27 protein-coding genes are annotated in these 24,696 nt (G+C 46.5%); 10 read left to right on the forward strand and 17 right to left on the reverse strand.

What is annotated here, in order from left to right; genetic code table 11:
• Window positions 1-6 precede the first annotated feature (6 nt).
• The 7 genes from VSQ32_12015 to VSQ32_12045 form a co-directional block, all read right to left on the reverse strand.
• Window positions 7-993, reverse strand: a complete 987-nt coding sequence (locus VSQ32_12015; protein MEH2943569.1) for an ABC transporter permease — start codon at window positions 991-993, stop codon at window positions 7-9.
• Between the two features lie 78 nt (window positions 994-1,071).
• Complete coding sequence (locus VSQ32_12020) at window positions 1,072-3,396, reverse strand: ABC transporter substrate-binding protein (GenBank protein ID MEH2943570.1); 2,325 nt, start codon at window positions 3,394-3,396, stop codon at window positions 1,072-1,074.
• A 500-nt stretch (window positions 3,397-3,896) separates the two neighbouring features.
• Window positions 3,897-4,457, reverse strand: a complete 561-nt coding sequence (locus VSQ32_12025; protein ID MEH2943571.1) for a hypothetical protein — start codon at window positions 4,455-4,457, stop codon at window positions 3,897-3,899.
• 29 nt (window positions 4,458-4,486) lie between these two features.
• Window positions 4,487-5,836, reverse strand: coding sequence for an MATE family efflux transporter (locus tag VSQ32_12030; GenBank protein ID MEH2943572.1), 1,350 nt, complete (start codon window positions 5,834-5,836; stop codon window positions 4,487-4,489).
• A 62-nt stretch (window positions 5,837-5,898) separates the two neighbouring features.
• Window positions 5,899-8,487 (reverse strand): ATP-dependent chaperone ClpB, encoded by a 2,589-nt coding sequence (gene clpB / locus VSQ32_12035; protein ID MEH2943573.1) that lies wholly within the window; start codon window positions 8,485-8,487, stop codon window positions 5,899-5,901.
• Between the two features lie 300 nt (window positions 8,488-8,787).
• Entirely contained in the window at window positions 8,788-9,480 is a 693-nt protein-coding gene (locus VSQ32_12040) for a site-specific integrase (protein ID MEH2943574.1), read from the reverse strand.
• A 286-nt stretch (window positions 9,481-9,766) separates the two neighbouring features.
• Window positions 9,767-9,859 carry a putative holin-like toxin gene (locus VSQ32_12045; protein MEH2943575.1) on the reverse strand — a complete coding sequence of 31 codons (93 nt, stop codon included), beginning with the start codon at window positions 9,857-9,859 and terminating at the stop codon, window positions 9,767-9,769.
• A 210-nt stretch (window positions 9,860-10,069) separates the two neighbouring features.
• Between VSQ32_12045 and VSQ32_12050 the strand changes: the two genes are divergently transcribed.
• Window positions 10,070-10,438 (forward strand): DUF6173 family protein, encoded by a 369-nt coding sequence (locus VSQ32_12050; GenBank protein ID MEH2943576.1) that lies wholly within the window; start codon window positions 10,070-10,072, stop codon window positions 10,436-10,438.
• Here VSQ32_12050 and VSQ32_12055 read toward each other — a convergent pair.
• The 6 genes from VSQ32_12055 to VSQ32_12080 all read right to left on the reverse strand — a co-directional run bounded on the left by VSQ32_12055 (window position 10,410) and on the right by VSQ32_12080 (window position 13,535).
• The gene (locus tag VSQ32_12055; protein ID MEH2943577.1) at window positions 10,410-10,622 is read right to left on the reverse strand and encodes a hypothetical protein; all 213 of its coding nucleotides are present in this window, start codon (window positions 10,620-10,622) and stop codon (window positions 10,410-10,412) included. The two genes, VSQ32_12050 and VSQ32_12055, sit on opposite strands and share 29 nt — an antisense overlap.
• Window positions 10,623-10,624: 2 nt before the next feature.
• Window positions 10,625-10,870, reverse strand: coding sequence for a hypothetical protein (locus tag VSQ32_12060; GenBank protein MEH2943578.1), 246 nt, complete (start codon window positions 10,868-10,870; stop codon window positions 10,625-10,627).
• A 240-nt stretch (window positions 10,871-11,110) separates the two neighbouring features.
• Window positions 11,111-12,019 carry an IS3 family transposase gene (locus VSQ32_12065; protein ID MEH2943579.1) on the reverse strand — a complete coding sequence of 303 codons (909 nt, stop codon included), beginning with the start codon at window positions 12,017-12,019 and terminating at the stop codon, window positions 11,111-11,113.
• Window positions 12,016-12,255: a hypothetical protein gene (locus tag VSQ32_12070; GenBank protein MEH2943580.1), complete on the reverse strand. Its 240-nt coding sequence runs from the start codon at window positions 12,253-12,255 to the stop codon at window positions 12,016-12,018. Before VSQ32_12070 ends, VSQ32_12065 begins: the two co-directional genes overlap by 4 nt.
• Before the next feature lie 36 nt (window positions 12,256-12,291).
• On the reverse strand, window positions 12,292-13,200 hold the full coding sequence (locus tag VSQ32_12075; protein ID MEH2943581.1) for an IS3 family transposase: 909 nt from the start codon (window positions 13,198-13,200) through the stop codon (window positions 12,292-12,294).
• On the reverse strand, window positions 13,197-13,535 hold the full coding sequence (locus VSQ32_12080; protein MEH2943582.1) for a transposase: 339 nt from the start codon (window positions 13,533-13,535) through the stop codon (window positions 13,197-13,199). Before VSQ32_12080 ends, VSQ32_12075 begins: the two co-directional genes overlap by 4 nt.
• A 270-nt stretch (window positions 13,536-13,805) precedes the next feature.
• Here VSQ32_12080 and VSQ32_12085 point away from each other — a divergent pair, with 270 nt between their 5' ends.
• Entirely contained in the window at window positions 13,806-14,003 is a 198-nt protein-coding gene (locus VSQ32_12085; protein ID MEH2943583.1) for a DUF3847 domain-containing protein, read from the forward strand.
• Between the two features lie 144 nt (window positions 14,004-14,147).
• On the opposite strand, the gene VSQ32_12090 is transcribed toward VSQ32_12085, so the two are convergent.
• The gene (locus tag VSQ32_12090) at window positions 14,148-14,327 is read right to left on the reverse strand and encodes a hypothetical protein (GenBank protein MEH2943584.1); all 180 of its coding nucleotides are present in this window, start codon (window positions 14,325-14,327) and stop codon (window positions 14,148-14,150) included.
• A gap of 53 nt (window positions 14,328-14,380) precedes the next feature.
• On the opposite strand from VSQ32_12090, the gene mobQ reads away from it, so the two are divergent.
• The 8 genes from mobQ to VSQ32_12130 all read left to right on the forward strand — a co-directional run bounded on the left by mobQ (window position 14,381) and on the right by VSQ32_12130 (window position 22,769).
• Complete coding sequence (gene mobQ / locus VSQ32_12095) at window positions 14,381-16,087, forward strand: MobQ family relaxase (GenBank protein MEH2943585.1); 1,707 nt, start codon at window positions 14,381-14,383, stop codon at window positions 16,085-16,087.
• A 169-nt stretch (window positions 16,088-16,256) separates the two neighbouring features.
• The gene (locus VSQ32_12100) at window positions 16,257-17,501 is read left to right on the forward strand and encodes a GNAT family N-acetyltransferase (GenBank protein ID MEH2943586.1); all 1,245 of its coding nucleotides are present in this window, start codon (window positions 16,257-16,259) and stop codon (window positions 17,499-17,501) included.
• Between the two features lie 146 nt (window positions 17,502-17,647).
• Entirely contained in the window at window positions 17,648-18,166 is a 519-nt protein-coding gene (locus tag VSQ32_12105) for a Type 1 glutamine amidotransferase-like domain-containing protein (GenBank protein ID MEH2943587.1), read from the forward strand.
• Window positions 18,167-18,183: 17 nt separating this feature from the next.
• A complete protein-coding gene (locus VSQ32_12110) occupies window positions 18,184-19,866 on the forward strand; it encodes a phosphotransferase family protein (protein ID MEH2943588.1) in 1,683 nt (560 codons plus the stop codon).
• On the forward strand, window positions 19,866-20,234 hold the full coding sequence (locus VSQ32_12115; GenBank protein MEH2943589.1) for a DUF3795 domain-containing protein: 369 nt from the start codon (window positions 19,866-19,868) through the stop codon (window positions 20,232-20,234). Before VSQ32_12110 ends, VSQ32_12115 begins: the two co-directional genes overlap by 1 nt.
• Before the next feature lie 30 nt (window positions 20,235-20,264).
• A complete protein-coding gene (locus VSQ32_12120; GenBank protein ID MEH2943590.1) occupies window positions 20,265-21,422 on the forward strand; it encodes a DUF3795 domain-containing protein in 1,158 nt (385 codons plus the stop codon).
• A complete protein-coding gene (locus tag VSQ32_12125; GenBank protein MEH2943591.1) occupies window positions 21,419-21,904 on the forward strand; it encodes a hypothetical protein in 486 nt (161 codons plus the stop codon). Before VSQ32_12120 ends, VSQ32_12125 begins: the two co-directional genes overlap by 4 nt.
• Window positions 21,905-22,049: 145 nt before the next feature.
• Window positions 22,050-22,769 carry a zinc dependent phospholipase C family protein gene (locus tag VSQ32_12130; GenBank protein MEH2943592.1) on the forward strand — a complete coding sequence of 240 codons (720 nt, stop codon included), beginning with the start codon at window positions 22,050-22,052 and terminating at the stop codon, window positions 22,767-22,769.
• A 10-nt stretch (window positions 22,770-22,779) separates the two neighbouring features.
• Here the strand turns inward: VSQ32_12130 and VSQ32_12135 are convergent, their stop codons facing one another.
• The 3 genes from VSQ32_12135 to VSQ32_12145 all read right to left on the reverse strand — a co-directional run bounded on the left by VSQ32_12135 (window position 22,780) and on the right by VSQ32_12145 (window position 24,695).
• On the reverse strand, window positions 22,780-22,923 hold the full coding sequence (locus VSQ32_12135) for a hypothetical protein (protein ID MEH2943593.1): 144 nt from the start codon (window positions 22,921-22,923) through the stop codon (window positions 22,780-22,782).
• A gap of 108 nt (window positions 22,924-23,031) precedes the next feature.
• Entirely contained in the window at window positions 23,032-23,334 is a 303-nt protein-coding gene (locus VSQ32_12140) for a hypothetical protein (protein ID MEH2943594.1), read from the reverse strand.
• Window positions 23,331-24,695, reverse strand: a complete 1,365-nt coding sequence (locus VSQ32_12145; GenBank protein ID MEH2943595.1) for a relaxase/mobilization nuclease domain-containing protein — start codon at window positions 24,693-24,695, stop codon at window positions 23,331-23,333. Before VSQ32_12145 ends, VSQ32_12140 begins: the two co-directional genes overlap by 4 nt.
• Window position 24,696: the final 1 nt, after the last annotated feature.

Here is a 24,696-nt window from a genome sequence, read left to right on the forward strand (position 1 = left end):
CCTTCCTTAAGCAAAGCGTACCCGCGGGTCTACCACTGCGTACAGAATATCAGAAATCAGGTTGCCCGCCAGTGTCAGCACCGCCATAAAAGTCATGTAAAACATGGAAAATGGAATGTCTCCAATCCGCATGGCTTCATAGGAGGTAAATCCAATCCCCGGAATGGAAAACAATGTCTCCGTAATCAATGCTCCGGAAAACAGTCCGGGCAGAGACCCGCCCACAATGGTTACCAGAGGAATCAGGGTATTGCGGAACGCATGTTGATAGATAACTTTTTTTTCAGGCAGTCCCTTGGCCCTGGCAGTCCGGATATAATCCGCATTCAGCACCTCCAGCATATTGGTACGGGTATAACGCATCAGGGAACCAATGGATACTATGACAATGGTTGCAATGGGCAGTACCAAATGGTTGGCTTTGTCCAGAAACTGGCCCATGGCGTCAAGCTGGGCATAATCCCGGCCCACCAGTCCGAACAAATCGAACCAGCCTAATTTTATGGAAAAAATCAGTTTCAGAATTGTAGCAAAAAAGAACGTGGGCAGTGAAATACCAATCAGCGCCACAGCGGTAACGGCATAGTCTGTACGGGAATACTGTCTGGTAGCGGCAATCACGCCAAGAGGTATGGCGATGATAAGCTGCAGCACAAAGGCAATGGCTCCCATAATAAAAGACAGCCAGATAACATCGCTGAATTTCTGAAGTACCGGTACGGTATATTTCCAGCTATCGCCGAAATTTCCACGAATGGCATCTCCCAGCCAGGTAAGGTAACCGGGCAGAATGCTTTTATCCAGACCGTAAGACGCATTTAACTGAGATAACCACTCCTCATAGGGTTTTGCGCCTGGTTTCATTGCGAGCTGCATGGCCATATTTTCCACATATGAGGCGGGCAGACAGCGCAGCAATGCGTAAATAATGAAAGTAACGCAAAACAGAATCATCACAGACAACAGCAGTCTCTTAATGATATATTTTCGCATACGGTTATCATTCCTCTCTATAGATTGAAAGGAACCGATTCACCATGGGAGCGGTTCCTTTCAGTATGTGTGATTTTATTATTTTACGGCAATGTTCTCAATTTCATTCAGCCAGTTCCAGTATGGAGTCATATCATTGGGAAGACTGGAAACATCCACACGCTCAGTTGCAATGGTATATGCGTCGGAACGCTGGTAAATCGGTACTTCCACACCCCAGTCCATAATGATTTCCATAGCTGCCTTGTACAGGCCTTTACGATAAGACTGCTCAGTGGACTGACGTGCATCCTTAATCAGAGTATCCAGTTCTTCATCGTTAATCTTGTAGTAGTTGGTAGTTCCTTCACTGTGATATAACTGGAACATATCCGGGTCGCTGGAAGCCTGCCATGCGGCACACCACAGTTCAGATACGCCGGACTGATATGCTGCGTACAGGTCGGCTGCATTTGCCAGGTCGTTTACAGTCAGAGTAAATCCGATTTCTGCAAAAGCGTCTGCTGCATTTTTCAGAATCAGGAACGTAGGATGGTCACCCTTTCCGCCGCCTCCGATGTCCACGGTGTACTCTAATTTTGCGCCTTCCGGAGCTGCGGTCAGTTTTCCGTCTGTTACGGTATAGCCTGCTGCTTCAAAGAATTTAAGAGCTGTTTCTTTTGCTGCCGCATATTTCTCTTCTGCTTTTGTATCGGCTGTGTAAATTGGGTTGCCTTCCGGGTCTACGGAATAAGCAACGGTATATCCGTCGTCCGTTACCTGAGGAGCTGCCCAGGAAGTATTGGAAATCGGATAGTTAATTACGGAAGCGGTATCTCCATAGTAGGAATCAATTCCCTCGTCACGGTAAGCGGCAATCAGGGTTGCAATTGCTTTCCGCAGATTTTTGGAAGCGTCGGAAGCCGGGTCATCGCCAACTTTCACGTTATCTGCACAGATTCCCACATAACCGTATCCGCGGTAGTCAATCAGCTTTGTGGTGATTACATCTCCTTCCAGAGAATCATCTCCGCCGTTCATTTCTGCAATCTGATTTGCAAGCTCTGTGGTATAGGAAGGTTCTGCAATATCAATGTCTCCTGTGGAAAGACCATTTAACATATCTGCTTCTTTTGTCTCTTTAAAATTCAGGTTCTTTGTTTTGGGCTCACCCTTATAGAACTTGGGATTTGCTTCCATATAAACAACACCGTCGGAAAATTCTTTAAATACATAAGGACCTGCGCCCATGGGCTCTAATGTCTTGTCACGTACGATGGTCAGATCACCTTTCGGGAATCCAAACTTGTGGTTCTCATAATCATACTGCGCTTCGTCACCATAGTAGTGAAGAGGAGCAATCGGGAAATTGAACTGGTAAATCAGGGTAGCGTCCAACTCCGTAGCTGTAATCTTCATGGAGTAATCATCAATACGTTCAATTCCTTCAATATAATCTGCAGATTCACCGGTTTCTATACCAACTGCATAATTCTCATAATCTTCCATTAAATCGAACAGACTGGAACCTGCTGTCTCAGTTTCAGACATGGTAGGAATATCCCATTCATATTTTTCACACAGAGCATTGAACAGATCTGCTGTGGTTGCTCCGTCTGCAAGGCCTTCTACGCCCCATGCTGCTCCTGCTTTGGCAACTTCGCCTTCTGCACATTCTCCTGCTGCCACACAGTAATCTACGATTTCCTGTGCAAATGCTGCTCCTGCTTTATCCAGGCTTTCCCAGAATGCGGTCTGTGTTGCTTCATCCCAGTTTGTAAAATCTGTGTTGTCGCGGCCTGCTTTTACCAGCAGATTGAACAGTGTTTCCATACCGCTTCTGTATGCTTCCAGACCTTTAATAGGGGTGGAATACATGGTGGTGGAACCGTCATAAGACGGGTCCATATATACATACAGACTGAAAATAGCATCATCTATGTCAACAGGAGTTCCGTCGGAAAATACCAGGTCGTCACGCATCTTAACTTCATATACCACAGTACCGTCTTCATTCTCGGTAACGGTGATATTGGAAGGTCCGTAGTATGTGTACTCTGTGCCGTTGTATTCTCTCTTTTCTCCGTCGATTCCGTTCAGAATCGGCTCAGATACACGGTCCACATACATCAGCATAAGCTGGGTCATGTCCGCACCAATGGTTACGTCATCCACATTCTGTGAAAAGAACGGAGAGAATTTGTTCTCAAAACCGGTAGCAGATACTACCAGTGTTCCGTCTCCTCCTTCTGCGGAACTGCTGTCCTCTTCTTTTTTGTCAGTATCTGTGTTTGCATCACTTTCGCTCGTTTTGTCGTCTTCGGCAGGCTTGTTGCCCCCGTTGTTTTTCTGGCAGGCAGTGAGCATACTGCCGCACAGAGCCAGTCCTAAAAGCAGGGCCAGCAGTCTCTTGCTTTTTTTCATACAATTTCCTCCTTTTCTTCTGAGTCCTGGCAGTCAGAGTTTTATATATGTATGTAGTTGTAACTACATACATAAAAGGAGGGTACCCTCCTTTTGCGCTCCTTTGTGCTGCCGTCTTATGCTTTATTTTTACATAGATTTTGACTCAATATGTAAACATTATATATTCCTTCTGATTATTTGTCAATTTCAACCTTATATTTCCAGGATATTTTTATTTCAGTTCAGCCATAGCCTGTATTCTGTGTACGAGAGTCTTACAGGAGGAACCATCAGGGCTCTTCCCACTTCGTGGGTCCCTCCTCATGGTAAATACATGAATGAACACGTCTTGCAGGCTATGAGCGGAGCGCCCCTTAAGCCTCAGACAGGAGCTGCCTCCGGCAGCGGACAGCCTGCCTGACAGGCGGTCCGGGGCCTGTTTTAAGGGCACGGGCTGAACTGTTATGCCTGTTTTAAGGTGCGGGCCCTGTTACGCCTGTTTTAAGGTGCGGGCCCTGTTACGCCTGTTTCTCCCATTTCAGCTTCTTCACCCGCTGATACATTCCAGAAGAGGAAGCGCACACCAGGCATTCCAGCAGCAGAAATATCGCGAAACCTCCTGTTTTTCCTTCCAGTCCGTTCCTCACAACGAAAATCAGTTCCCCCGCCAGGGACGCCCCTCCGCTGATACATGCAAACACAGCCCGGCCTGGAATCTGTTCCACGCTGGCCTTCCATACGTAGGCTCTCACGGGATTTCCTCCCGCACTGAGCCTGCACAGGCCCCAGCAGACGCTGATACCTGCAATCAGATTTATTACATATGGAAGAATCACATACGCACAGTTGATGGCACCCGGCGCATCCACACTGCCTGCCCCTGCCAGGGAGCCCAGCAGTGCAATACACAGGCCCCAGAGCCTGGCCAGTTCCCTGCGCCTGTCCTGGCCGGTTCCCTGCCAGACATACAATTCGCCTTTATACTCATAATTTCCTTCCTGATTCTTCTGAAATGATTCCAGATAAGCTCTGCGGCTCTTTTTTTTCTTCTCTGTCTTCTCTGTTTTCTTCTCTGCCATATTCCGAATCCTTCCCTGAACTGTTACTGTTATTTTCCTGTCCTTCCGGCAGGAGAAACCCTTAGCTTCCACACATAAATCCCTGTATATACCGCCATAATCCCGGACACAGCCGGAGCCACGCAGCCAATCAGCCCCAGATTGCCCGGCATATTCCGGCACATCAGATATATCAGGGGCATACGCAGCGCAAGGGCTCCGAAACAGCAGCTCACCATGGTAAATACCGTAAGTCCCCGGCCATTCAGATATCCGTTCATACAGAATACAAATACCACAAACAGATAATCAAAACTGCAGGTACGGAAAAATGGAATACCTGCCTCTATAATAGCTGTATCTGTTGTAAAAATTCCAATCATGGATTCCGGCCAAAACTGAGCCCAGAAAAAAAAGACGGCAGAAAAAGGCAGCGCCGCCGCCATTCCCGTCACAAGGGCCTGCTGCATTCTCCTGTATTTTCCCCCACCATAATTCTGCGCCACCACCGAGGACAGAGCGCTTGCCGCAGAGGTGGCCGGCAGCATGGCAAACACATCATATTTACTGGCAATTCCCACCGCGGAAGCCGCCGCCACGCCCAGGGCATTTGTCACCGACGTAAGATACAGAAAGGACAGGCGTACCATGCATTCCTGCAGGGAAATGGGAATTCCCACCTTCAGAAGTTCCCGGATTTTCTCCCGGTAAATCCGGAACTCCCGCAGACGGAAGGAAAAGATAAAATCCCGCCTGTTCAGATAAACCGCCGCCCATATCATACTGAATCCCTGAGAAAGCACCGTCGCCAGCGCCGCCCCTTTCACACCCAGATTCAGATACCGGATAAACAGAATATCTCCCACTACATTTCCTGCCCCGGCAACGGCCACAAACAGCAGAGGCTTTCGGGAGTCTCCATATCCGCGCAGAACAGCGCTGATTCCATTGTACCCGCAGATAAATACCACGCCCGCCCCGCAGACACGTACATATGCTCCGGCCGAAGCAAAAGATTCCTCCGGAGTTTGCAGCAGGGCAAGCACCAAATCGGCAGAGACCATCATCAGCACTGTAATCAGAAGCCCTGCCAGTACAAACAGGCAGAGACTGGTGCTGATGGTTCTTTTCACTTCTTCCGGTCCTTTCTGCCCCGCATATTTTCCTACGGTCACGGTGGCGCCCAGCGTCAGCCCGGAAATCATACAGGTAACGATCTGGGTCACCTGAGTTCCGGTAGAAACAGCCGCAATGGCCTCCGGGGGACAGTACCAGCCTATAACCATCAAATCCACCGCCCCGTACAGGGCCTGTATCAGATTGGCTCCCAGAAAGGGAAGGGAAAAGACCAGTACCGTCCGTATAATATTTCCTTCTGTCAAATCATATTTCTCTTCCATAATGACTCCTCCGGGCATATTATCACATCTGGCCGGAACAAAGTCAACCGGATTCGGAAAAATCAGGAAGATGAACTGCGGGCGACCAGCGCGCCCTGTTCCACGTCAATTACAATAGTATCTCCCGCTCTCACCTCATCTGCCAGAATCAGTTTCGCTGCAAGGGTTTCCACGGTTTTCTGGAGATAACGCTTCAGAGGCCTTGCTCCATATACCGGGTCATAGCCGTGCTCCACTGCAAATTCCTGTGCCGCCTGGGTCAGCTCCACAGACACCTCCCGGTCCGCCAGACGACGGTTCAGATTTGCCAGCAGCAGGTGGATGATATTGCCAATATCGTCTTTGCTCAGAGGCTTAAACAAAATTGTTTCATCCAGACGGTTTAAAAACTCCGGCCGGAAATTATTTTTAAGCTCATCCAGCACTGCTTTTTCGCATTCCGGTCTGATTTCCCCGTTTTCCCCGATGCCTTCCAAAAGATAAGAGGAACCCAGATTGGACGTCATAATCAATATGGTATTTTTAAAATCCACGGTACGTCCCTGGGAATCGGTAATCCGTCCGTCATCCAGCACCTGAAGCAGTACGTTAAACACATCGGGATGAGCTTTCTCCACCTCGTCAAACAGTACTACGGAATAAGGTTTGCGGCGCACGGCTTCCGTGAGCTGGCCGCCTTCTTCATATCCCACATATCCGGGAGGAGCTCCAATCAGGCGGGATACGGAATATTTCTCCATATACTCGCTCATATCCAGCCTTACCATATTATTCTCATCGTCAAAAAGGCTGGCGGCCAGCGCTTTGGCCAGCTCTGTTTTCCCCACGCCGGTAGGCCCAAGGAACAGGAAGGAACCAATTGGCTTGCCGGGGTCTTTAATCCCTGCTTTGGAACGGATGATAGCTTCTGTTACTTTTGTAACTCCTTCTTCCTGGCCAATTACCCGTCTGTGCAGCTCTTCGTCCAGATGAAGGGTTTTGTTCCGCTCGCTTTCCGTGAGCTTCGCCACAGGTATTCCGGTCCACCGGGAAATAATCTTCGCAATCTCCTCCTCGCTGACATTTTCATGAACCAGGCTTAAATCTTTCTTTTTTACCTGTTCTTCTTCCAGTTCAAGCTGTCGTTTCAGTTCCGGCATTTTACCGTACTGGAGTTCCGCCGCCTTTTCCAGATCATAATTCTGCTGGGCCATGGCAATTTCCTTATTAAGAGCTTCCAGTTCCTCCCGGAGCTTCTGTACTTTTTCCACGGAATTTTTCTCATTGTCCCACTGGGCTTTCCGGGACTGGAATTCATTTTTCAGGTCTGCCAGTTCTTTCTGCAGGGTTTCCAAGCGGTCTTTGCTGAGCCGGTCTTCTTCTTTTTTCAGGGCGGCTTCCTCAATTTCCATCTGCATCACCCGCCGCTGCAGCTCATCCAGCTCCGTGGGCATGGAATCCAGTTCTGTCTTAATCAGGGCGCAGGCTTCGTCCACCAGATCAATGGCCTTATCCGGCAGAAAACGGTCGCTGATGTAACGGTTGGACAAAGTTGCCGCCGACACCAGTGCGGCGTCTGTGATTTTCACGCCGTGGAATACCTCGTAACGGTCTTTCAGCCCTCTCAGAATGGAAACGGTGTCTTCCACTGTGGGCTCTGCCACCAGTACCGGCTGGAACCGGCGTTCCAGCGCCGCGTCCTTCTCAATGTATTCCCGGTATTCATCCAGTGTGGTGGCTCCGATACAGTGAAGCTCGCCTCTGGCCAGCATGGGCTTTAACAGCTGGCCTGCGTCCATGGCTCCGTCTGTCTTCCCTGCTCCCACAATGGTGTGGAGCTCGTCGATAAACAGAATCACCTGACCGTCGCTGCTCCTGATTTCATCCAGCACCGCTTTCAACCGTTCCTCAAATTCGCCCCGGTATTTGGCTCCTGCTACCAGTGCTCCCATATCCAGTGCAAACAGCCGCTTATCTTTCAACCCTTCCGGTACGTCGCCCCGGACAATCCGCTGGGCCAGCCCTTCCACTACGGCGGTTTTTCCCACTCCTGGTTCTCCAATCAGAACCGGATTATTCTTGGTTTTCCGGGAGAGAATGCGGACTACATTCCGAATCTCACTGTCCCGGCCAATGACCGGGTCCAGCTTCTGCTCTCTGGCCCGCTCCACCATATCGTATCCGTATTTTGCCAGCGTATCATAGGTAGCTTCCGGATTGTCGGAAACTACTTTCTGGTTGCCCCGCACCGTGGCCAGAGCCTGCAGAAACCGCTCTCTGGTAATTCCGTATTCCTTAAAAATTTCTTTTAATGCCTGATTGGGATATTTCAGCAGTGTCAGGAACAGATGTTCCACCGACACGTATTCGTCCCCCATTTTCCGGGCCTCATCTTCGGCGCTGACCAGCACTTTGTTCAGGTTCTGACCCATGTACACCTGTCCGCCGGATACTTTCACCCGCTTTGCAAGATGATTTTTCGCATTATCTGTAAAATGCTCCAGATTGATTTCCATTTTCTCAATCAGTTTGGGAATCAGGCCCTCTTCCTGCAGCAGCAGGGATACCAGAAGATGTTCCTGCTCAATTTCCTGATTCCCGTATTCGTATGCCAGTTTCTCGCAGCCATTAACGGCTTCGATTGATTTCTGTGTAAATTTCTGAATGTTCATAAGGTTTCCTCCTTCCTTCACATTACTTCAGAGTAATAGTATGGATAAACGCCTTTCCTGCCATACGGAGGAACGTCGCTTTTCTTTCTTGTTCTATTTCTGATATAACAATAGCACTTGTTGTTAGCACTGTCAACAGGTGAGTGCTAAAATTATGTGAAAATTTTATGAAGTGCTGATTTTATGCGGTTCCTGGCTATCCATGATTTTATATTTTATCTGATTTACATACCATTTACATATTTTTTGCTTTTTACATATAAGAATCCACCGCCGATATTGCTGGCGGTGGATTCTTACTTAAAAATTGATTACATTGTCAATTCTCTGTACTTCCTTTTCGGTTCTCTCAAAGCTGCTATGTTTGTACACGTTCATTGTGATACTTGCATCAGAATGCCCCATGACGTTCTGTAGTGCCTTGATATCCATTCCTGCGGATGCAAGCAAAGTACACCCGGTATGCCTTAAAATATGCGCTGACAGGTGCGGTATCGCTTCTTCTGGATGTGCTTTATTATACGCCTTTTCCATATTCAACAGAAAACTATTGACCGCATTGATCGCAAATGGCTGTCCGTTGCCGCTGACAAATACAAAATTGCTATATCCGTCCACCTCCGCATCACTCCGTCTGCCTAGTATCAAATTCTGCTTTCTCAGTTCCACAAATGCCCTGTGAACCGTTTCCGTCATGGGTATGGTTCTTTTCCCGGCATCCGTTTTTGGTTCGCTCACATGGAATTTACATCCGTCACCAAAGTTTTTATAGATCAGTTGGTGATTTACGCTGATTGTACGGTTTTTCATGTCTATATCGCCCCATGTCAGGCCAGTAAGTTCCCCGCACCGTAAACAAGTGCCGATTGCGATTGTAAGGAATGGAACATAGACGGAATATGTACCGCTGTTTGTGCAAAAATCTATCAGCCTTTTTATTTCATCTTCTGACAACGGTATCTTCTCCCCGGCATCCTGCTTGATGTTTTCCATTGCGCCCTTTGCCGGATTCTTCCTTATAAAAAATGAAATAGGGAAAGCGATAGCCATTGAACGAATAGAGGAACTCTCTGAAATCCCACGCTACACCCAAAAAGAAAGCAATGTGCCAGATAAAGAAGAATGAGGAAACAAAAAACTTCTTGCTTCCTGCCCCCAGATGTGCTATATTAGACATAAGAAAAGGGAAAAGCCATAGAAGCGGCTCTACCCCCGAATGAATGATTTTCTACCTATTCTTTTGAAATAGGCAAGCCGTCACTATTGCGAGTAGTGGCGGCTATTTCTTTTTTCCCTTGAAGATTGTATAGCATAATCCCACAAGGGCAACAATGAATATCCCAGTCTGAATCAGATCGGAGTATGTAACCATTGTATCGCCCTCCTTTCTTTCGTCTGGAGGGCTACTTGAACCCTCCGAAAAATAAGAGGGGTAAAGCCGCCTTTGGCTCTATGGTTTTCCCATATCGACAATATAACACAATTCTCTCTATCGGGCAATATCCTTTTGACTTCTTTATGTCGAGTTTTTCTCCTATTTCCGTGATATAATCAGACTATCACGAAAGAAAGGAGGGTATATATGTTCGATTTACCAAGACCTAACATAACTGAAAGCATTGTATCGGATATAGAACCTTTGCTGATGGCTTACTCTTATTCTGATACGCAATTCGAGATTTTATCAAAGCATATAAAGGCATTTGAAAAAACTCTCGATTCAGAACATGAAGTAGGTCTTATACTTACTAATTTCGGCCAGTCTATAACCATGCAGGTAACAGAAATCAGCTATGAAGAATCGGTTTTAATGATTTTCAAAGGTTATGTAAACGGAAGAATGTCAACACTCATTCAGCACGTTAGTCAACTGAATTTCCTGCTTACTTCTGTAGAGAAAGAGCCAGACCGACCGAAACGGACTATCGGCTTTTCAGTGCCGAAAGAATAACTTCCTCAATGCGTTGCAGAATACGTTCAATACTCTGCAACGTGTTCTGCTGTTCTCCCAGTGCGTCCAAAATTCTTGCGCCTGTTGATTCTGTAATCGTAGTGCGTTTTGCGTCCCTAGAAACGCTATACTCTTTCAACACGTCTTTCTGCTCTGCTGTGTAAAATTTTTCTGTTTCGCTCATAATTACAAACCTCTCTTTCTGTTATCCGGCTCGACACAATGTCGAATCCCATCAACCCTTTTTCTGTGCATTTCCTCAATTTCCGCTAAATGCCGCTTATAGCGTGTTTCTGCTTCCAGTCGCTTTTCTGCTAAATGCTCCACAATAGAAGTAAAATTATGCTCTTTATAGCTTGTCAAGCCGCCCCGGAACAGTCCAGCTTCAGCAATATCAAACTTTTCCAGTAATTCACTCCTTGCCTTACCCATCCGTAGCCGCCGCAGTCCAGATTCTTATTTCTCTGATTATCTCATTTTCCCTTGTGGCTGTGTAACACTCCACAATGTCCCACAATTCATTTTTAGAGTGTTCAGAGTAATCTTATCAATCGTATCATTTTCAAGGCTTAAATCGGCTTGTAGCGTGTCCGCAAGTGTCAAGCTGTTGTCCTCTGCTATCGGTGATTTTGTCAAGATTAGTTGACACATTTTTCTCAAGGGTTTTGTATTCTATGCTGCTTCTTCCAGAGAATCATAGTATCGCTGTCGTTTGATGATGGGAGGAAGCCCTCCATTAGCAGAACAGATCCTCCGGTTATTCCAATAGCTGATGAAATATCTCCAGATCAGGGTTTTCAGTTCATCTGTGCTCATCTTCTCAGTATCATAGCGGTCATATAACAGTTCTGATTTCATTCTGGCCCACATGCTTTCACAGCGGGCATTATCATGGCATCTTCCACCCGCGCTGTTCATGCTTTGTCGGATGCCATATTGATTGATTGCGTCCCGATAAAGCCGGCTGGTGTACTGGCTTCCCCTGTCACTGTGGATAATTGCTCCGCGGATGCCTGGATACGCTTCCGCCGCGTTTTTCAATGTCCGCACACATAACGGAGCTTTCATGTTTGTATCCATTGCCAGGCCAACCACGCTGGAATCGAAGCAGTCGAAAACAGCGGAAACATACAGCTTTCCATCGCTGGCTTTGATCTCTGTTATGTCTGTTACGCACTTGGACAGCGGTTCCTCTGACTTGAAATCACGTTTTAACAGATCTTCTGATTTCCGGGCTTCCCGGTCTGCTTTCGTGATTCCGTTTGGTTTACGCCTGGGATGATGGCTGATTCCAATATCCTCCATGACACGGTAAACAGTACGTTCGCTGGGAATATCCACATTTTCAGGCTGTTTTAACATTAATGCCTGATACATGCGGATCCGGCCGTAGGTGTCATTACAATCGTCTTCCTCAAGGATCTCCATCATGGCATCTGCCAGAGCCTGGTACTTCCATGGGCGGTCTTTATTTGCAAGGTACCGGTAAAATCCCTGCCTGCTGACACGAAGGGCTCTGCAGTAAAAAGAAAGATTTCCTTTTAATTCGCCGTCTTTGGTTTTAAACGCAATAAACTTCATTCTTTCGTTTTTGCTGACCTCAGACGGCTCGCGGCGAAAAAAGCGCTGGCTTCCTCAAGAAAGTCATTTTCCTTTTTCAAACGGCGGATTTCTTTTTCCTGTTCCTTAACCTGCTGTCGGAGCTTTAAGAGTTCCTCATTAAGCGTCATGGCGCTTTGCGGGGTCTGTGAACCTGCCCCAAGGTCGAGGCTGCCAGGGCGGTTGGCCCGTACCCAGCCATACATTGATTTTGTCAAGATTAGTTGACACATTTTCCTCAAGGATTTTGTATCCTATGCTGCTTCTTTCAGGGAATCATAGTATCGCTGCCGTTTTATCATGGGAGGAAGGCCTCCATTAGAGGAACAGATCCTCCGGTTATTCCAATAGCTGATGAAATATCTCCAGATCAGGGTTTTCAGTTCATCCGTGCTCATCTTCTCTGTATCGTAACGGTCATAGAGTAGTTCAGATTTCATTCTGGCCCACATGCTCTCGCAGCGGGCGTTATCATGGCATCTGCCGCCTGCACTGTTCATGCTCTGCCGTATGCCATACTTCCGGATTACATCCCGGTAAAGCTGGCTCGTGTACTGGCTTCCCCTGTCACTGTGGATAATTGCCCCATGGATGTCCGGATATGTCTTCGCCGCGTTTTCCAGTGTCCGCGCACATAATGGAGCTTTCATATTAGTATCCATCGCCAGTCCAACCACGCTGGAATCGAAGCAGTCAAAAACAGCCGAAACATACAGCTTTCCATCGCTGGCTTTGATCTCTGTTATGTCTGTTACACACTTGACCAGCGGCTTCTCTGACTTAAAATCACGTTTTAACAGATCTTCTGATTTCCGGGCTTGCCGATCCGCTTTCGTGATTCCGTTTGGTTTGCGCCTGGGATGGTGGCTGATGCCGATATCCTCCATGACACGGTAAACAGTACGTTCGCTGGGAATATCCACATTTTCAGGCTGTTTTAACATTAATGCCTGATACATACGGATCCGGCCGTAGGTGTCATTACAATCATCTTCCTCAAGGATTTCCATCATGGCGTCTGCCAGGGGCTGATACTTCCATGGGCGGTCTTTATTTGCAAGGTACTGGTAGAATCCCTGCCTGCTGACATGAAGGGTTCTACAGTAAAAGAAGATATCCCCTTTTAATTTGCCGTCTTTGGTTTTAAGAGCAATGAACTTCATTCTTTCGTTTTTGCTGACCTCAGACGGCTCGCGGCGAAAAAAGCGCTGGCTTCCTCCAGAAAGTCATTTTCCTTCTTCAAACGGCGGATTTCTTTTTCCTGTTCCTTAACCAGCTGGCGGAGCTGAAGAAGTTCCTGGTTAAGGGTCATGGCGCTTTGCGGAGTTTGTGAACCTGCCCCAAGGTCGAGGCTGCCAGGGCGGTTGGCCCGTACCCAGCCATACATGGTATTCTTTGGAACCCCCAGTTCTTTAGCGGCCTTTGCTTGTCCGATTTCCTTTGCCAGTTTCACTGCCTGTACTTTGTATTCATGGTCGTATTGCCTGTTTTCTGCCATTTTTGTTCACTCCTTATCCTCTTGATTATATCTCAAATCCTTGAGAATGGGCTGTCAACTTTTTTTATACCACATCATTTCGGCGGCATTGGACTTTGCTGACAGTTTCTGATACTACTATTGCCCTCGTTTGGTACTACTGCGATACTAAACGGGGGCATTTTTGCTACTACAACGATTTTCAAAAAAAGCATGATACCAAACGGACGGGTATTTGGTATTGCACTGCTATCAAATAACCCAATTTTTACTACCACAGGAGGTTTTTCTATGATCACAGACGAGAAGAAATTACTACAAGCCAAGCACAGACTGGAGGAAGCAGAGATGCGTGACCGTAATAAGGAGCGAAAAGCGAGGACACGACGGCTGATCCAGGAGGGAGCGATACTGGAAAAGGTCTTTCCGAACGTTGCTTCCATGAGCCTTGACGAATTGGAGGACTTTCTATGCGGGCTAAAACGATAAACATGAGACGAGGGGCGTTCGGGCAACCGAGCGTCCCGTTTCTTTTATCCCGAAGGGCGCACTTATTCACCACCCCGAAGGGGCGGTGGTATTGCCTGCGGCAACCGTGCGCTCTGCGAGGCGGATGCGGCTTCTGCGGAAGCCTTATGGACAATGCCACAGCTCTGCGGCGCTGCTGTCATTGTCCACGCAGTCGGCTATATGTTTTGCTTCATCATCAAAACAGTTGTTTCCGTTTTGGAAACAACTCGCCGCCTGCCTGCGAAAATCTGCCACCGGCAGTTTTATCGCAGTTACGGGTATCGCTTCTCCTGCGACACCCATTTTCTTTTTGCGAAAAAGAAACAAAAACAAGGACGAAAGGACGGTGAGAACGAATGGCGATCTACCACTTGGAAGCCAAAGTGGTCAGCCGAGGTACGGGACGGTCTGCGGTTGCCGCTTCCGCTTATCTGAGCTGTACCAACATCTTGAATGACTATGACGGAGTACGGCACGACTATACACGAAAGAAAGGGCTTGTGTGGCAAGATGTATTTCTGCCGGAGTTTGCTCCTGCCGAATGGAAAGACCGAGGCCTGCTTTGGAACGCCGTGGAAGAAAACGAAAAGACCAAGGACAGCCGCCTTGCACGTGAGTTCGTTCCGGCTCTGCCTATTGAGCTGACACCAGCACAATGGCAGGAACTTCTAACCGATTTTATTCAGAACAGCTTTGTTGCCGAGGGGATGTGCGCTGATGTTGCCATTCACGATCCGCATCCGCCCGGTCATAATCCGCACGCTCATATTATGCTGACGGTGCGCCCGCTTGATGAACAGGGCAACTGGCAGTACAAGACCGAGAAAGAATATCTCTGTGTCAGAAACGGCGAGGAACGAGGCTTTACCGCCGCCGAGTTCAAGGCGGCACAGGCAGACGGATGGGAAAAGCAATATCCGTACAAGGTCGGTCGAAAGAAAGTGTATATGCCTCCATCCGAGGCTGAGAAGCACGGCTATGAACGAGCCAACAAACACCCCAAAAGCACCAAGTTCGGCAGACAGAATCCCATTGCCGAGCGTTGGAACAGCAAAGAACAGCTTGCGGAGTGGCGCAAGGCGTGGGCAGACGTGACCAACTGTTATTTAGAGAGATACGGACACGACGAGCGCATCGACCACCGCAGCCATGCAGACAGAGGCTTGACCGAGCAGCCCACTATTCACGAGGGTGTGGTTGCCCGTGCGTTGGAGAAAAAGGGTGTTATCTCTGACCGCTGTGAAATCAACCGTCAGATCAAGGCAGACAATGCACTTCTCCGTGAGCTGAAAGCAACGGTCAAGAAGCTGATGCAAGCGGTAAAGAATACGGTTCCTGCCATAGCGGAAGCATTGGAAAAGCTACGCAGCAGTATACTGATTTTCAGCTATCAGCTTCGTTATATTGGTGTAGATAAGAACCGCATGGGTAAGCGTGTTGATGCAGTCAAGCCGGAGCTTGAACGCTATGCGAGTTTGGTGCAACAAATCAAGGAGAAATCCAAGGAACGGAGGAATCTGCTTGCGGAGAAAAAGGAAACGCCGTTCTATCTGATACCCAAGCTGCATGACCTTACCCACCGCATTACCGAGCTGACTGAGGAAATCGAGGAGCTGAAAACCGAAAAAGACTTTCTGCTTCGTTCTTTGGACTGCGCCGACGATGCGGGTATTTCCGAGGTGAAGAAAGAAATCGCCACATTGGAGGGTGCGCTGCAGAAGCTGTCCGAGCAGGAAGAAAAATATTCTGCCGAGCTTGATGAAGCTTTGAAGCAGTATGCCGAGCTGAAAGAACAAGGCGCTGGTATGGATGCCGCTGAGTTGATGGATGCACGGCTTGCCGTTCGTGAGGAAAAGGAACGCTCTGCCGTTGACCGTGTGAAAGCTGCCTACGGCGAGAAATACGATCCGATGCTGATGCACGACAGCAAGCGTGATGTGGCAAATCTGCTCCATGAAGAATCAGATACACGTTCTGTTCGGGAGTTCATTCGCCGGAAACAGCAACAGCAGTCACAGCAAAAGCAGAACAAGAAGAAGAATCGAGACAGTTGGGAGCGATAAAATTTCAGCGGGAGTGCATTTTGAACGATGCAATCCCGATTTTTCTGTTTTATTCGTGAAGCCGGTAGAATTTTTCATATTTTTGTGCTATAATTATTATGGATTTTTGTATCTATGAGTAAGGCGATTGCTTTGATAACCAATTGATTACGAACGGAGGCGAAATGCTGTGCAGCTCTTTTATGGAGTACCGGAAGATATTGAAAATTGGATGAGCCTTGTTACACAGGTGCGCTGGAATTTCCCAGGTCTGGAAACGCAAGAGAAGCTAAACGAGCATCGAGCCACCGTTCTCAAGTTCATGGGCAAGAGACAGGCTATCTGTATAAAGGACGAAAACGAGATTGCCGGTGTTATGCTGTTCTCACGAGGACACAACATGATCTGCTGTCTCGCTGTTTCGCCCGAATACCGTCGCCGTGGTGTTGCTTCCATTCTCATGGATGAAGCTCTTACCAATTTAGACAGAACAAAAGAAATCTCGGTATCTACTTTCCGTGCTGACGATGAAAAAGGAACCGCCCCAAGAGCATTGTATGAAAAATATGGTTTTGTTGCAGACGAGCTTATTGAAGAATTTGATTACCCAAATCAGAAATATGTCCTGCATCCTGCAGGATCAGAACGAAAAGAACGACAGCTCGCTATCAATACTACGGTTCGTGAAATCAGCGGTATTCTCTCGGATTGTGAACCTTCAATTTATATGTATGGCTCGTCTGTACTGAATGATTTCAGATTGGGTTGGAGCGATCTTGATATTCTTGTATTGACAAGCAAGCAAATAACGGAGGAACAGGCAAAATCGCTCGTTGGACTTCGCCAAGCTATGCTTGTAGATGAACCCGATAATCCCTATTACCGTTCTTTTGAGGGCGGGATGCTCACCCTGGATGCGTTCCTCTCAAAGAAAACTGACCGTGTAGTATATTGGGGCACAAGCGGAGAACGAATTACCGATAGTTATGCGTTTGACAGCTTCGGCATGGCAGAGCTGGTCGAGAGCAGCGTCCTCTTGTACGGAAAGGATATACGAAAGGAACTGAAATATCCCACTTTCCACGAATTGTATGCCGACGTTAAACGACACTATGAAACAATCAGAAAATACGCACAAAGCACCGGACGGAGCTTCTACTCCTTCAGTTGGATGTTGGATATAGCTCGGTGCATCTATACACTTCGCACCGGCAAAATCATCGCAAAGACAAAAGCCGCAGAATGGGCGTTGGAAAACAATCTCTGCCCCAATCCGGATGCCCTTAGATATGCGTTGATAGTTCGCAGAAGTCCGTTGGAATATCGAGACGATAAAGAGACATTCGACTACGCTGAGACGCTTGCGGAGCCGATACAGCGCTTTGCAGATGTACTGGAAAAAGCACAAATACAAGCAAAGGAGATAAATCAATGATTAACATTTTACTTGAAGGATTTGACATAGATGCGCCTTGGCTCTATGACGAATTGAAAAACTACATATAGCCAAATCATTCTGTTGCGGTCGTAGCGTTCTCCTTTAGAGACAACCGTGTAAAATCCTTGTCGGATTGGAATGCTTTGTATAGCAAGGAATGTGGCAAATATCACGATGGGATTGTTGGAGGCTTTACTACTTATGGCATCCCGGAAGAAAACATTAACTTTATCAATTATTTTACCGACACAAAGGAATCTGCAACTCAAAAAATCAAAAGCGCAGACATTGTTTATTTCCTTGGTGGGTTGCCGGACAGAATGATGGATCGAATCAAAGAGTTCGATTTGTATGATATTTTGATGCAACATGATGGGATTCTGATGGGCTATAGTGCCGGTGCTGTCATTCAGTTAGCAGAGTACCATTTGTCTCCCGATGATGATTACCCCGAATTTAAGTATTATGAGGGGCTTCCTTATCTGAATGATTTTTATTTGGAAGTTCACTATGAGGGGACTTCGGAACAGGATGAGTCGATACAACGGGTACTTGCTGAACGTGGTAAAACCGTGTACGCAACCGCTGTGCGAGCTGGCGCAATTCTCGTGGATAATGGAAACCTTAAACTGCTCGGTGATGTCAAGGTGTTTGGCAGATAGAGCTACGGAGAAAAGATATGAATTTTGTAACGAAAGAACCAATAAACAAAGGCTGGTCGAGTGATAAAAAATACTGTGTTACCGACGAAAACGGCACACGGTATCTTTTGCGTGTTTCCGATATTGCACAGCACGACACAAAGCAGTCTGAGTTTAATATGATGAAACAGGTCGCTTCTTTTGGAGTGCCTATGTGCCAGCCCATTGAATTTGGCACTTGTGAGGATGGCGTTTATTCCATCCAAAGTTGGATTGACGGCGAAGATGCAGAACAGGTCATGTCGGGCTATTCTGATACCGAGCAATATGTATATGGCTTGGAAGCAGGACGTATTCTTCGCAAGATCCACTCCATTCCTGCTCCTGCAACGCAGGAGGATTGGGAAATCCGTTTTAACCGTAAAATGGATTATAAGATCAAAAAGTACGTTGAGTGCCCCATCAAGTATGAGAACGGACAGGCATTTATCGACTACATAAACGAGAACCGTCATTTGCTGAAAAACAGACCGCAGGTATATCAGCACGGCGATTACCACATCGGCAATATGATGATCGACAGAGGCGGTCAGCTCCACGTTATCGACTTTAACCGTAACGATTACGGTGATCCGTGGGAAGAATTTAACCGCATTGTTTGGTGCGCTCAGAAAGCTCCTCTCTTTGCTTCCGGTATGGTAAACGGATACTTTGATGATAACGTACCTATGGAGTTTTGGAGATTGCTTGCTCTTTACATTTCAAGCAATACTCTCTCATCTGTATATTGGGCGATTCCGTTCGGACAGGACGAAGTGAACACCATGCTGAACCAAGCCAAGGAGGTTCTGTCTTGGTACGATAATATGCGTAATCCTGTGCCGACATGGTATTTCAAAGGGTATTATCTGCAGTACATCGACGGGATTCCTTTCAAGCTGAAAAGTACTTTTGATTTCAGCTTTATGAAAGAGTATGGAACGGTGTTCAAGGTTTACGATGACCAGGATTCCGGAAACATCTGCTTTGGTACTGAAAAAGACGGTCAGCGTTATTTTGTAAAGTTCGCCGGTGCTCCTACCGAGCAGTACGGCGGCGATCCTGCAGATGCTATCTCCAGATTGAAAGCTACTCTCCCGATTTACAGCGATCTGAAGCACGAGAATCTGATTGAGCTTATTGAAGCCAAGGAAATTGGCGACGGGTTCGCTATGGTATTCAAGTGGGCTGATGGCGATTGTATGGGCAGAATGTACCCCGCGGCATATCGTCGCTTTATTCAGCTTCCCATCAATGACAGGCTCGCTGTGTTCAGCGACATATTGAGCTTCTTGGAATGTGTTGTCTCGCGCAATTATGTAGCCATAGATTTTTATGACGGCAGCATTATGTATGATTTTGTGAACGGAAAGACTACAATCTGCGATATTGACCTTTTCCGCAAACAACCGTGTGTCAACGATATGGGACATATGTGGGGCAGCTCTCGCTTCCAATCCCCGGAAGAACATCAGCTCGGAGCCGATATTGATGAAATTACGAACGTCTATACTCTTGGTGCTACCGCTTTTGCGCTCTTTGGAGAGTATAACCGCACACGGGAAAAGTGGCAGCTCAGCGACAAGCTCTTTGAGATCGCAACGAGAGCAGTAAGTGATGATCGTGCCAACCGTCAGCAAACAATCAGACAATTCACAGCAGAATGGGAGGCGGCACAATAATGAAAGCTATTGCATTTTGTGGTCTTGCGTGTTGCGTTTGTTCCGAAAATAAAGGCTGTGTAGGTTGCCAAGACGGAGGCTGTGAAAGCCACGGCTGGTGCAAAAACTATAACTGTTGTAAAGAAAAAGGGCTGAACGGCTGTTGGGAATGTTCTGAATTTCCTTGCACCGGATGTATGCTCGATAAGCCCCGTATTCGTGCTTTTGCAGAGTTTGCAAGAAGATATGGTGTAGAGGAACTTGAAAAATGTCTCCTTAGAAACAAGGAAAAAGGCATTGTGTATCACTATGAAAGTCAGCTTGTTGGCGACTATGACAAATGCCAGACCGAGGAAGAAATCATTGAAATGATTAAGACCGGAAAGTGATTTGTTTTTCAGAAACAGAGGCGGTGAGTTATGCAAAACTATAGAAATGGTAAATGGGTAGATCAAATTCTTTCACAAAGGCGTGAAGATGGTCTATGGGGTAATTTTCACACACTTAGTTGCCCTGTTCCCGGCAGAAATTATACAACTGAACAGGCAATACGAAGGCTCTATTATCTTGGATATACAGCCGAAGATGAAGTTATTCAGCCTGTTCTTAAACGCATGGAACAATGTATCACGGGAGAGCTTGATATTGATAGTTACTCAGAAAAGAAACACGATTGGGTTTTCTTTGAAAAACTCATGTTGGCGGCTTGGTTGCGAATTTTTGAGCCACAAAATGAAACTGCTCTTGAAGTGGCATACCAATGGGCACAAATTGTTGAAAAAGCGTTTGCCAGTGGTAGTTACAGCGTAGCTGATGATATTGCGGCATTTACAGAGTGGAAAGGACGAAAACCCAAGAGTGGATTTGAAACGGGTTTTGGTATGTTCTATCATGCTGCGTTGCTTCCGGGGGTATTATCACCCAAAACAGAAGATTTGTTTTTGGATTATTACTTATCGAAACCGGATGGAATGTACTACATTTATGACAAACCGTTAAATCAGCTTCCAGAAACATTTGCCTCACGAAAATCAAGTTGTTATATCGCTGCGATAGAAGTATTGTCTCGTTATGATCTGGCAAAAGAAAAATTGACTTTTGTTATGGATTGGATCAATGCCAACCGTAACGAAAATGGACAATGGGACTTTGGAGAAAAGGCAAAAGATGGAGTATATTTTCCGTTGTCCGACCGTTGGGATAAGACAACAAGAATCGCAGACAGTACATATCGGATAAGTAAGCTGTTCGGTCTGCCGTGTTACTGTGGTCATGATTGTTCAAAGTGTGTTACTTATATTGCAACGCAAACCGATAATGATGATCCGCGCAGACAGGCTCAGAGTTTTTATAAAGAGAGGTTTGGACTTGATATTCCTCTTGAAAAATTCTATTGCGACGGCGGTAGATCAGAGAACGTGTTTGAGCTGTGCAAGGAATGTCCTTTCAAAAAGTGTTGCATTGAACGAGGTATAGATGCTTGTAGTAAATGCTCGGAATACCCCTGCAAAGATATTTCGGACTATCAAGAAAAGTATGTAAATAGGAGCAATCAACTGGAGAATAAAGTAAAATGACGATTAGCAAAAACGAATACTTAATTTGTCCTTGCAAAGTTTCATCTATACCATACTGGAAAGTAAAGTCTATAACCATACCCGATGGTATGCGCATTGTACACCAGGACAATTTCAATAAAACAGAATATCAGCATTACATTGACGAGCCTTATTTTCGCTTAATACATAGCCTGCAAGACTTGTCTGTTCAAGTGCCTCCGCAGGGATATTTGCTTTGTAAAGCTACTTTGAAGGAGTTTGCAGAGCACATCAATCGCTGCTATAGCAAGATCGGTATAACAGAAGCCGACCTCCGAGACTACACAGCTCGTCCTGTATATGATTCCGCTTTATGGTTAGCAATTAAGGATAACCAAGCCGATGAAGTGGTTGCAACAGGCATTGCCGAACTTGACAAAGAGATTGGTGAGGGTGTTTTAGAGTGGATTCAAGTATCTGAACAACATCGTGGATATGGATTAGGTAAATATGTCGTTTAAGAGTTGTTATGGCGAATGAAAGAAAACGCCAAGTTCGCTACTGTATCCGGTCAATGTAATAACTCTACAAAACCAGAGGCGATGTATCGCAAGTGTGGATTTACCGGTTCTGATGTTTGGCACGTTTTAAGAAAGAGGTAAACAGATGGCGACTTGGATAACACACCTAATGATTGCGGATGGCGTTCTTGAACGTATTCCGAACATAGATAGACGTGGCTTCTGTGTTGGTAATATCGCACCGGATTGCAACGTAGAAAATGAAGATTGGACAGCCTTTACGCCGTCCAGAGAAGTAACACATTGGATGCAGAGTGAACGAAAGATAGCCTCGGACTGTGATGCTTTCTGCGATGAGTACATCTTGAAACGTAAAGACAAAATCAAATCTGCAGAAGAATATGCGTTTCTGCTCGGCTACTACTGTCATTTGATTACTGATGCAGCGTTTCAAGCTATGATCCGAGACGATGATCGGGTTAAAGCGACATGGATGCGCATTAAGGCAGACGAAGAATTGCGTGTTGCCGCTGTCGGTATGGATGAAACGTGGGATTCAGTAAAAAGACTCATTCCCAAGAAAGAGCATATGCGTGAGATCTACGAAATGGAGGCTGAGTATCTGAGCGATCATCCGAACTCCGGGTATCTCACAGAAATTCTTCCGTTAAAATCTTTCCCCGATTATATTGATTATCTCCCAAAAGGTAGTATCGTCCGTAAGATCGGCGTGATGGGTTATTTGCCCGAACTCGATAAATCAATAAATAAGTTTATTACTATGTCAAGAGACGAGTATGCAAACTTTGTAGAAGATACGATACAACTTGTAATTCAACAGTTTGTTGAGAAAAAATTGATGTGAGAATACATAATTATTGAACAATTTGTAACTTTTGCAGAAAGCCCCCTTGACAAATTCCGTCTTGGTTTACAATGCTGTTGCTTTCGCCTTCCCGCCCATCGTCTTGGCTTAACCTACAATATAATGCCGTAAAATCTTCCTGCTGTCTTTTCATAAAGCTCTCCTTTCTGACAGCAGACACGGTATTGTGAAGTGTAGGTACAGTGTACCACATCTGTCCTCAAACTTCAACGCTTTAAAGCGATAATTCTTCCGCTGCCTGTTATTCCCCGTTATCATCACCCCAATTCCCATTATTAAAAAATCTATATCCCTGTGCGCTACGCCGAAAAATGTCCGTAAGCATTACAAGCAAATCCCGTCCATCTTTTCGGAAATGGGCGTTGACAGTGTATTCCGTGCCGCCGATTTTCTCGGTAATGCTCATCGGCTCTGGGATGCGGACAAGGGGCGTGACGTTCTGGACAGGCGGCAGAGGGGGATATATTTTGTCGGGATTTACCATAGGGACGTCCTTGTATTTCTCCATAATCGCCTGTATTTCTTCCTCGGACAGTCTGCTCATCGCAATAATTCCTCCCTCCTGCGGTCTGTTTTAACTGGCTGTTTCTGTCGGTTTGACCGCTGATTTTCAATCGTATCATGGATTTGGTCTAGGCAGTTGTCGATATGGGCAGAGCGTTTCTCAATCCCGTCTGCATATTTCAACCGTTTTCTAAGCTCCGTTATCCGCTCCGTCACGCCCTGTTTTTCGGCTCGGAGTGTTTCTTTTTCGGCTGGTGTGGCACGGCGTACCTTATTCCGCAAGTGCTGGCGGTAGTCAATCAGTTTATTCATTTCGGTCTGGTTTTTCTCCCTGTCGGCGTGTAAGTCGGAGAGGGTGGAGATGTTATGCTTTGACATATACCGTACCTGTGCGGTAATCTCGTCCAGTTTCCGAAGCTCCTCTTTCATCAGCGGGCTTGCCGGCTTGTAGTCCGTGCCTTTGGGGAATATTCCCAACTGATAGCACCAGTAGTAATACAACGCTAAAATCCCCGTGGTTTTCTGATGCGGTTTCCATGCATTTTTATACTGTTCTGGCATATGCGGGGAGTAGGAAATCCTCGCTTTGTAGTTCCCATATCGGGAAGTCCCGCCTAAACATGACCGTATGAAATCGGGCGTCAACCGCCCGTCAAGCGTGTCTAACCTTGTGAAATGTTTATACTGTGGCAGCTTCATTTTCCAATGGCTGCCCGAAAAATCAATCTCATATCCTTTATCGGTAAGGTATTTCATCATGTGCTGTAAATCCCTGCTCCCGTTGATTGCTTCCCTTAAATCCTCCCGATAGACGTTGTACCGTGTCGGCTTTCCGCTTTTTTCGTCCAGATACAGCGGTCTTGCAGGGGCTTTCTTGGGGTTTTCAATCACCGATAAACTGTACTCTTGGCATAAGCGGTCGGACACCTCCCTTAGCCGTTTCTGTTCGGATTTTGAGTAATTATATTTGCTCCCATCCAGATAAGAAACGGAGTTAAAACAGAAATGATTATGGAGATGTCCTTTGTCAAGGTGGGTGGCAACGATTATCTGGTATTTATCGCCCCACATTTCCCTTGCCAGTTTTAATCCGATTTCGTGGCACTGTTCGGGCGTTACCTCGTCTGGCTTGAAGCTCTGGTAGCCGTGCCATGCGATATATCCGCCTGTCTTTTGGTACTGCTTCTTTGTCAAAATCATCTGCTGTAATGCGGTTTCTTTCAAACAGTTGATAGCGGAAACATACTCGCCCTCATTTGTTTTTGACGGATTTTTCACATAGGAGAACACGTCAAAGAAGTCCTGCATATCTTCATTCGGCACGGTCTTTTCTGGATTTTCTATATAGTCAATCACGTCTTTTATGCTCCCTTTGACATGCCATAGGCTCGTTACCGCCATA

The sequence above is a fragment of the Lachnospiraceae bacterium JLR.KK002 genome (assembly GCA_036941025.1).
Lineage (GTDB): Bacteria > Bacillota > Clostridia > Lachnospirales > Lachnospiraceae > Petralouisia.

Coding starts and splice junctions, on each gene's coding strand:
- VSQ32_12045 (MEH2943575.1), bottom strand. CDS start 9,859: ATGGTTACATACTCCGATCTGATTCAGACTGGGATATTCATTGTTGCC.
- VSQ32_12030 (MEH2943572.1), bottom strand. CDS start 5,836: ATGGAAGAGAAATATGATTTGACAGAAGGAAATATTATACGGACGGTA.
- VSQ32_12040 (MEH2943574.1), bottom strand. CDS start 9,480: ATGGAAAACATCAAGCAGGATGCCGGGGAGAAGATACCGTTGTCAGAA.
- VSQ32_12115 (MEH2943589.1), top strand. CDS start 19,866: ATGAAAGCTATTGCATTTTGTGGTCTTGCGTGTTGCGTTTGTTCCGAA.
- VSQ32_12050 (MEH2943576.1), top strand. CDS start 10,070: ATGTTCGATTTACCAAGACCTAACATAACTGAAAGCATTGTATCGGAT.
- VSQ32_12065 (MEH2943579.1), bottom strand. CDS start 12,019: ATGAAGTTTATTGCGTTTAAAACCAAAGACGGCGAATTAAAAGGAAAT.
- VSQ32_12020 (MEH2943570.1), bottom strand. CDS start 3,396: ATGAAAAAAAGCAAGAGACTGCTGGCCCTGCTTTTAGGACTGGCTCTG.
- VSQ32_12060 (MEH2943578.1), bottom strand. CDS start 10,870: ATGGGTAAGGCAAGGAGTGAATTACTGGAAAAGTTTGATATTGCTGAA.
- VSQ32_12090 (MEH2943584.1), bottom strand. CDS start 14,327: ATGGGTGTCGCAGGAGAAGCGATACCCGTAACTGCGATAAAACTGCCG.
- VSQ32_12080 (MEH2943582.1), bottom strand. CDS start 13,535: ATGGCAGAAAACAGGCAATACGACCATGAATACAAAGTACAGGCAGTG.
- VSQ32_12130 (MEH2943592.1), top strand. CDS start 22,050: ATGGCGACTTGGATAACACACCTAATGATTGCGGATGGCGTTCTTGAA.
- VSQ32_12125 (MEH2943591.1), top strand. CDS start 21,419: ATGACGATTAGCAAAAACGAATACTTAATTTGTCCTTGCAAAGTTTCA.
- VSQ32_12140 (MEH2943594.1), bottom strand. CDS start 23,334: ATGAGCAGACTGTCCGAGGAAGAAATACAGGCGATTATGGAGAAATAC.
- VSQ32_12135 (MEH2943593.1), bottom strand. CDS start 22,923: ATGAAAAGACAGCAGGAAGATTTTACGGCATTATATTGTAGGTTAAGC.
- VSQ32_12015 (MEH2943569.1), bottom strand. CDS start 993: ATGCGAAAATATATCATTAAGAGACTGCTGTTGTCTGTGATGATTCTG.
- VSQ32_12120 (MEH2943590.1), top strand. CDS start 20,265: ATGCAAAACTATAGAAATGGTAAATGGGTAGATCAAATTCTTTCACAA.
- VSQ32_12055 (MEH2943577.1), bottom strand. CDS start 10,622: ATGAGCGAAACAGAAAAATTTTACACAGCAGAGCAGAAAGACGTGTTG.
- VSQ32_12025 (MEH2943571.1), bottom strand. CDS start 4,457: ATGGCAGAGAAGAAAACAGAGAAGACAGAGAAGAAAAAAAAGAGCCGC.
- VSQ32_12110 (MEH2943588.1), top strand. CDS start 18,184: ATGAATTTTGTAACGAAAGAACCAATAAACAAAGGCTGGTCGAGTGAT.
- mobQ (MEH2943585.1), top strand. CDS start 14,381: ATGGCGATCTACCACTTGGAAGCCAAAGTGGTCAGCCGAGGTACGGGA.
- VSQ32_12085 (MEH2943583.1), top strand. CDS start 13,806: ATGATCACAGACGAGAAGAAATTACTACAAGCCAAGCACAGACTGGAG.
- VSQ32_12075 (MEH2943581.1), bottom strand. CDS start 13,200: ATGAAGTTCATTGCTCTTAAAACCAAAGACGGCAAATTAAAAGGGGAT.
- clpB (MEH2943573.1), bottom strand. CDS start 8,487: ATGAACATTCAGAAATTTACACAGAAATCAATCGAAGCCGTTAATGGC.
- VSQ32_12145 (MEH2943595.1), bottom strand. CDS start 24,695: ATGGCGGTAACGAGCCTATGGCATGTCAAAGGGAGCATAAAAGACGTG.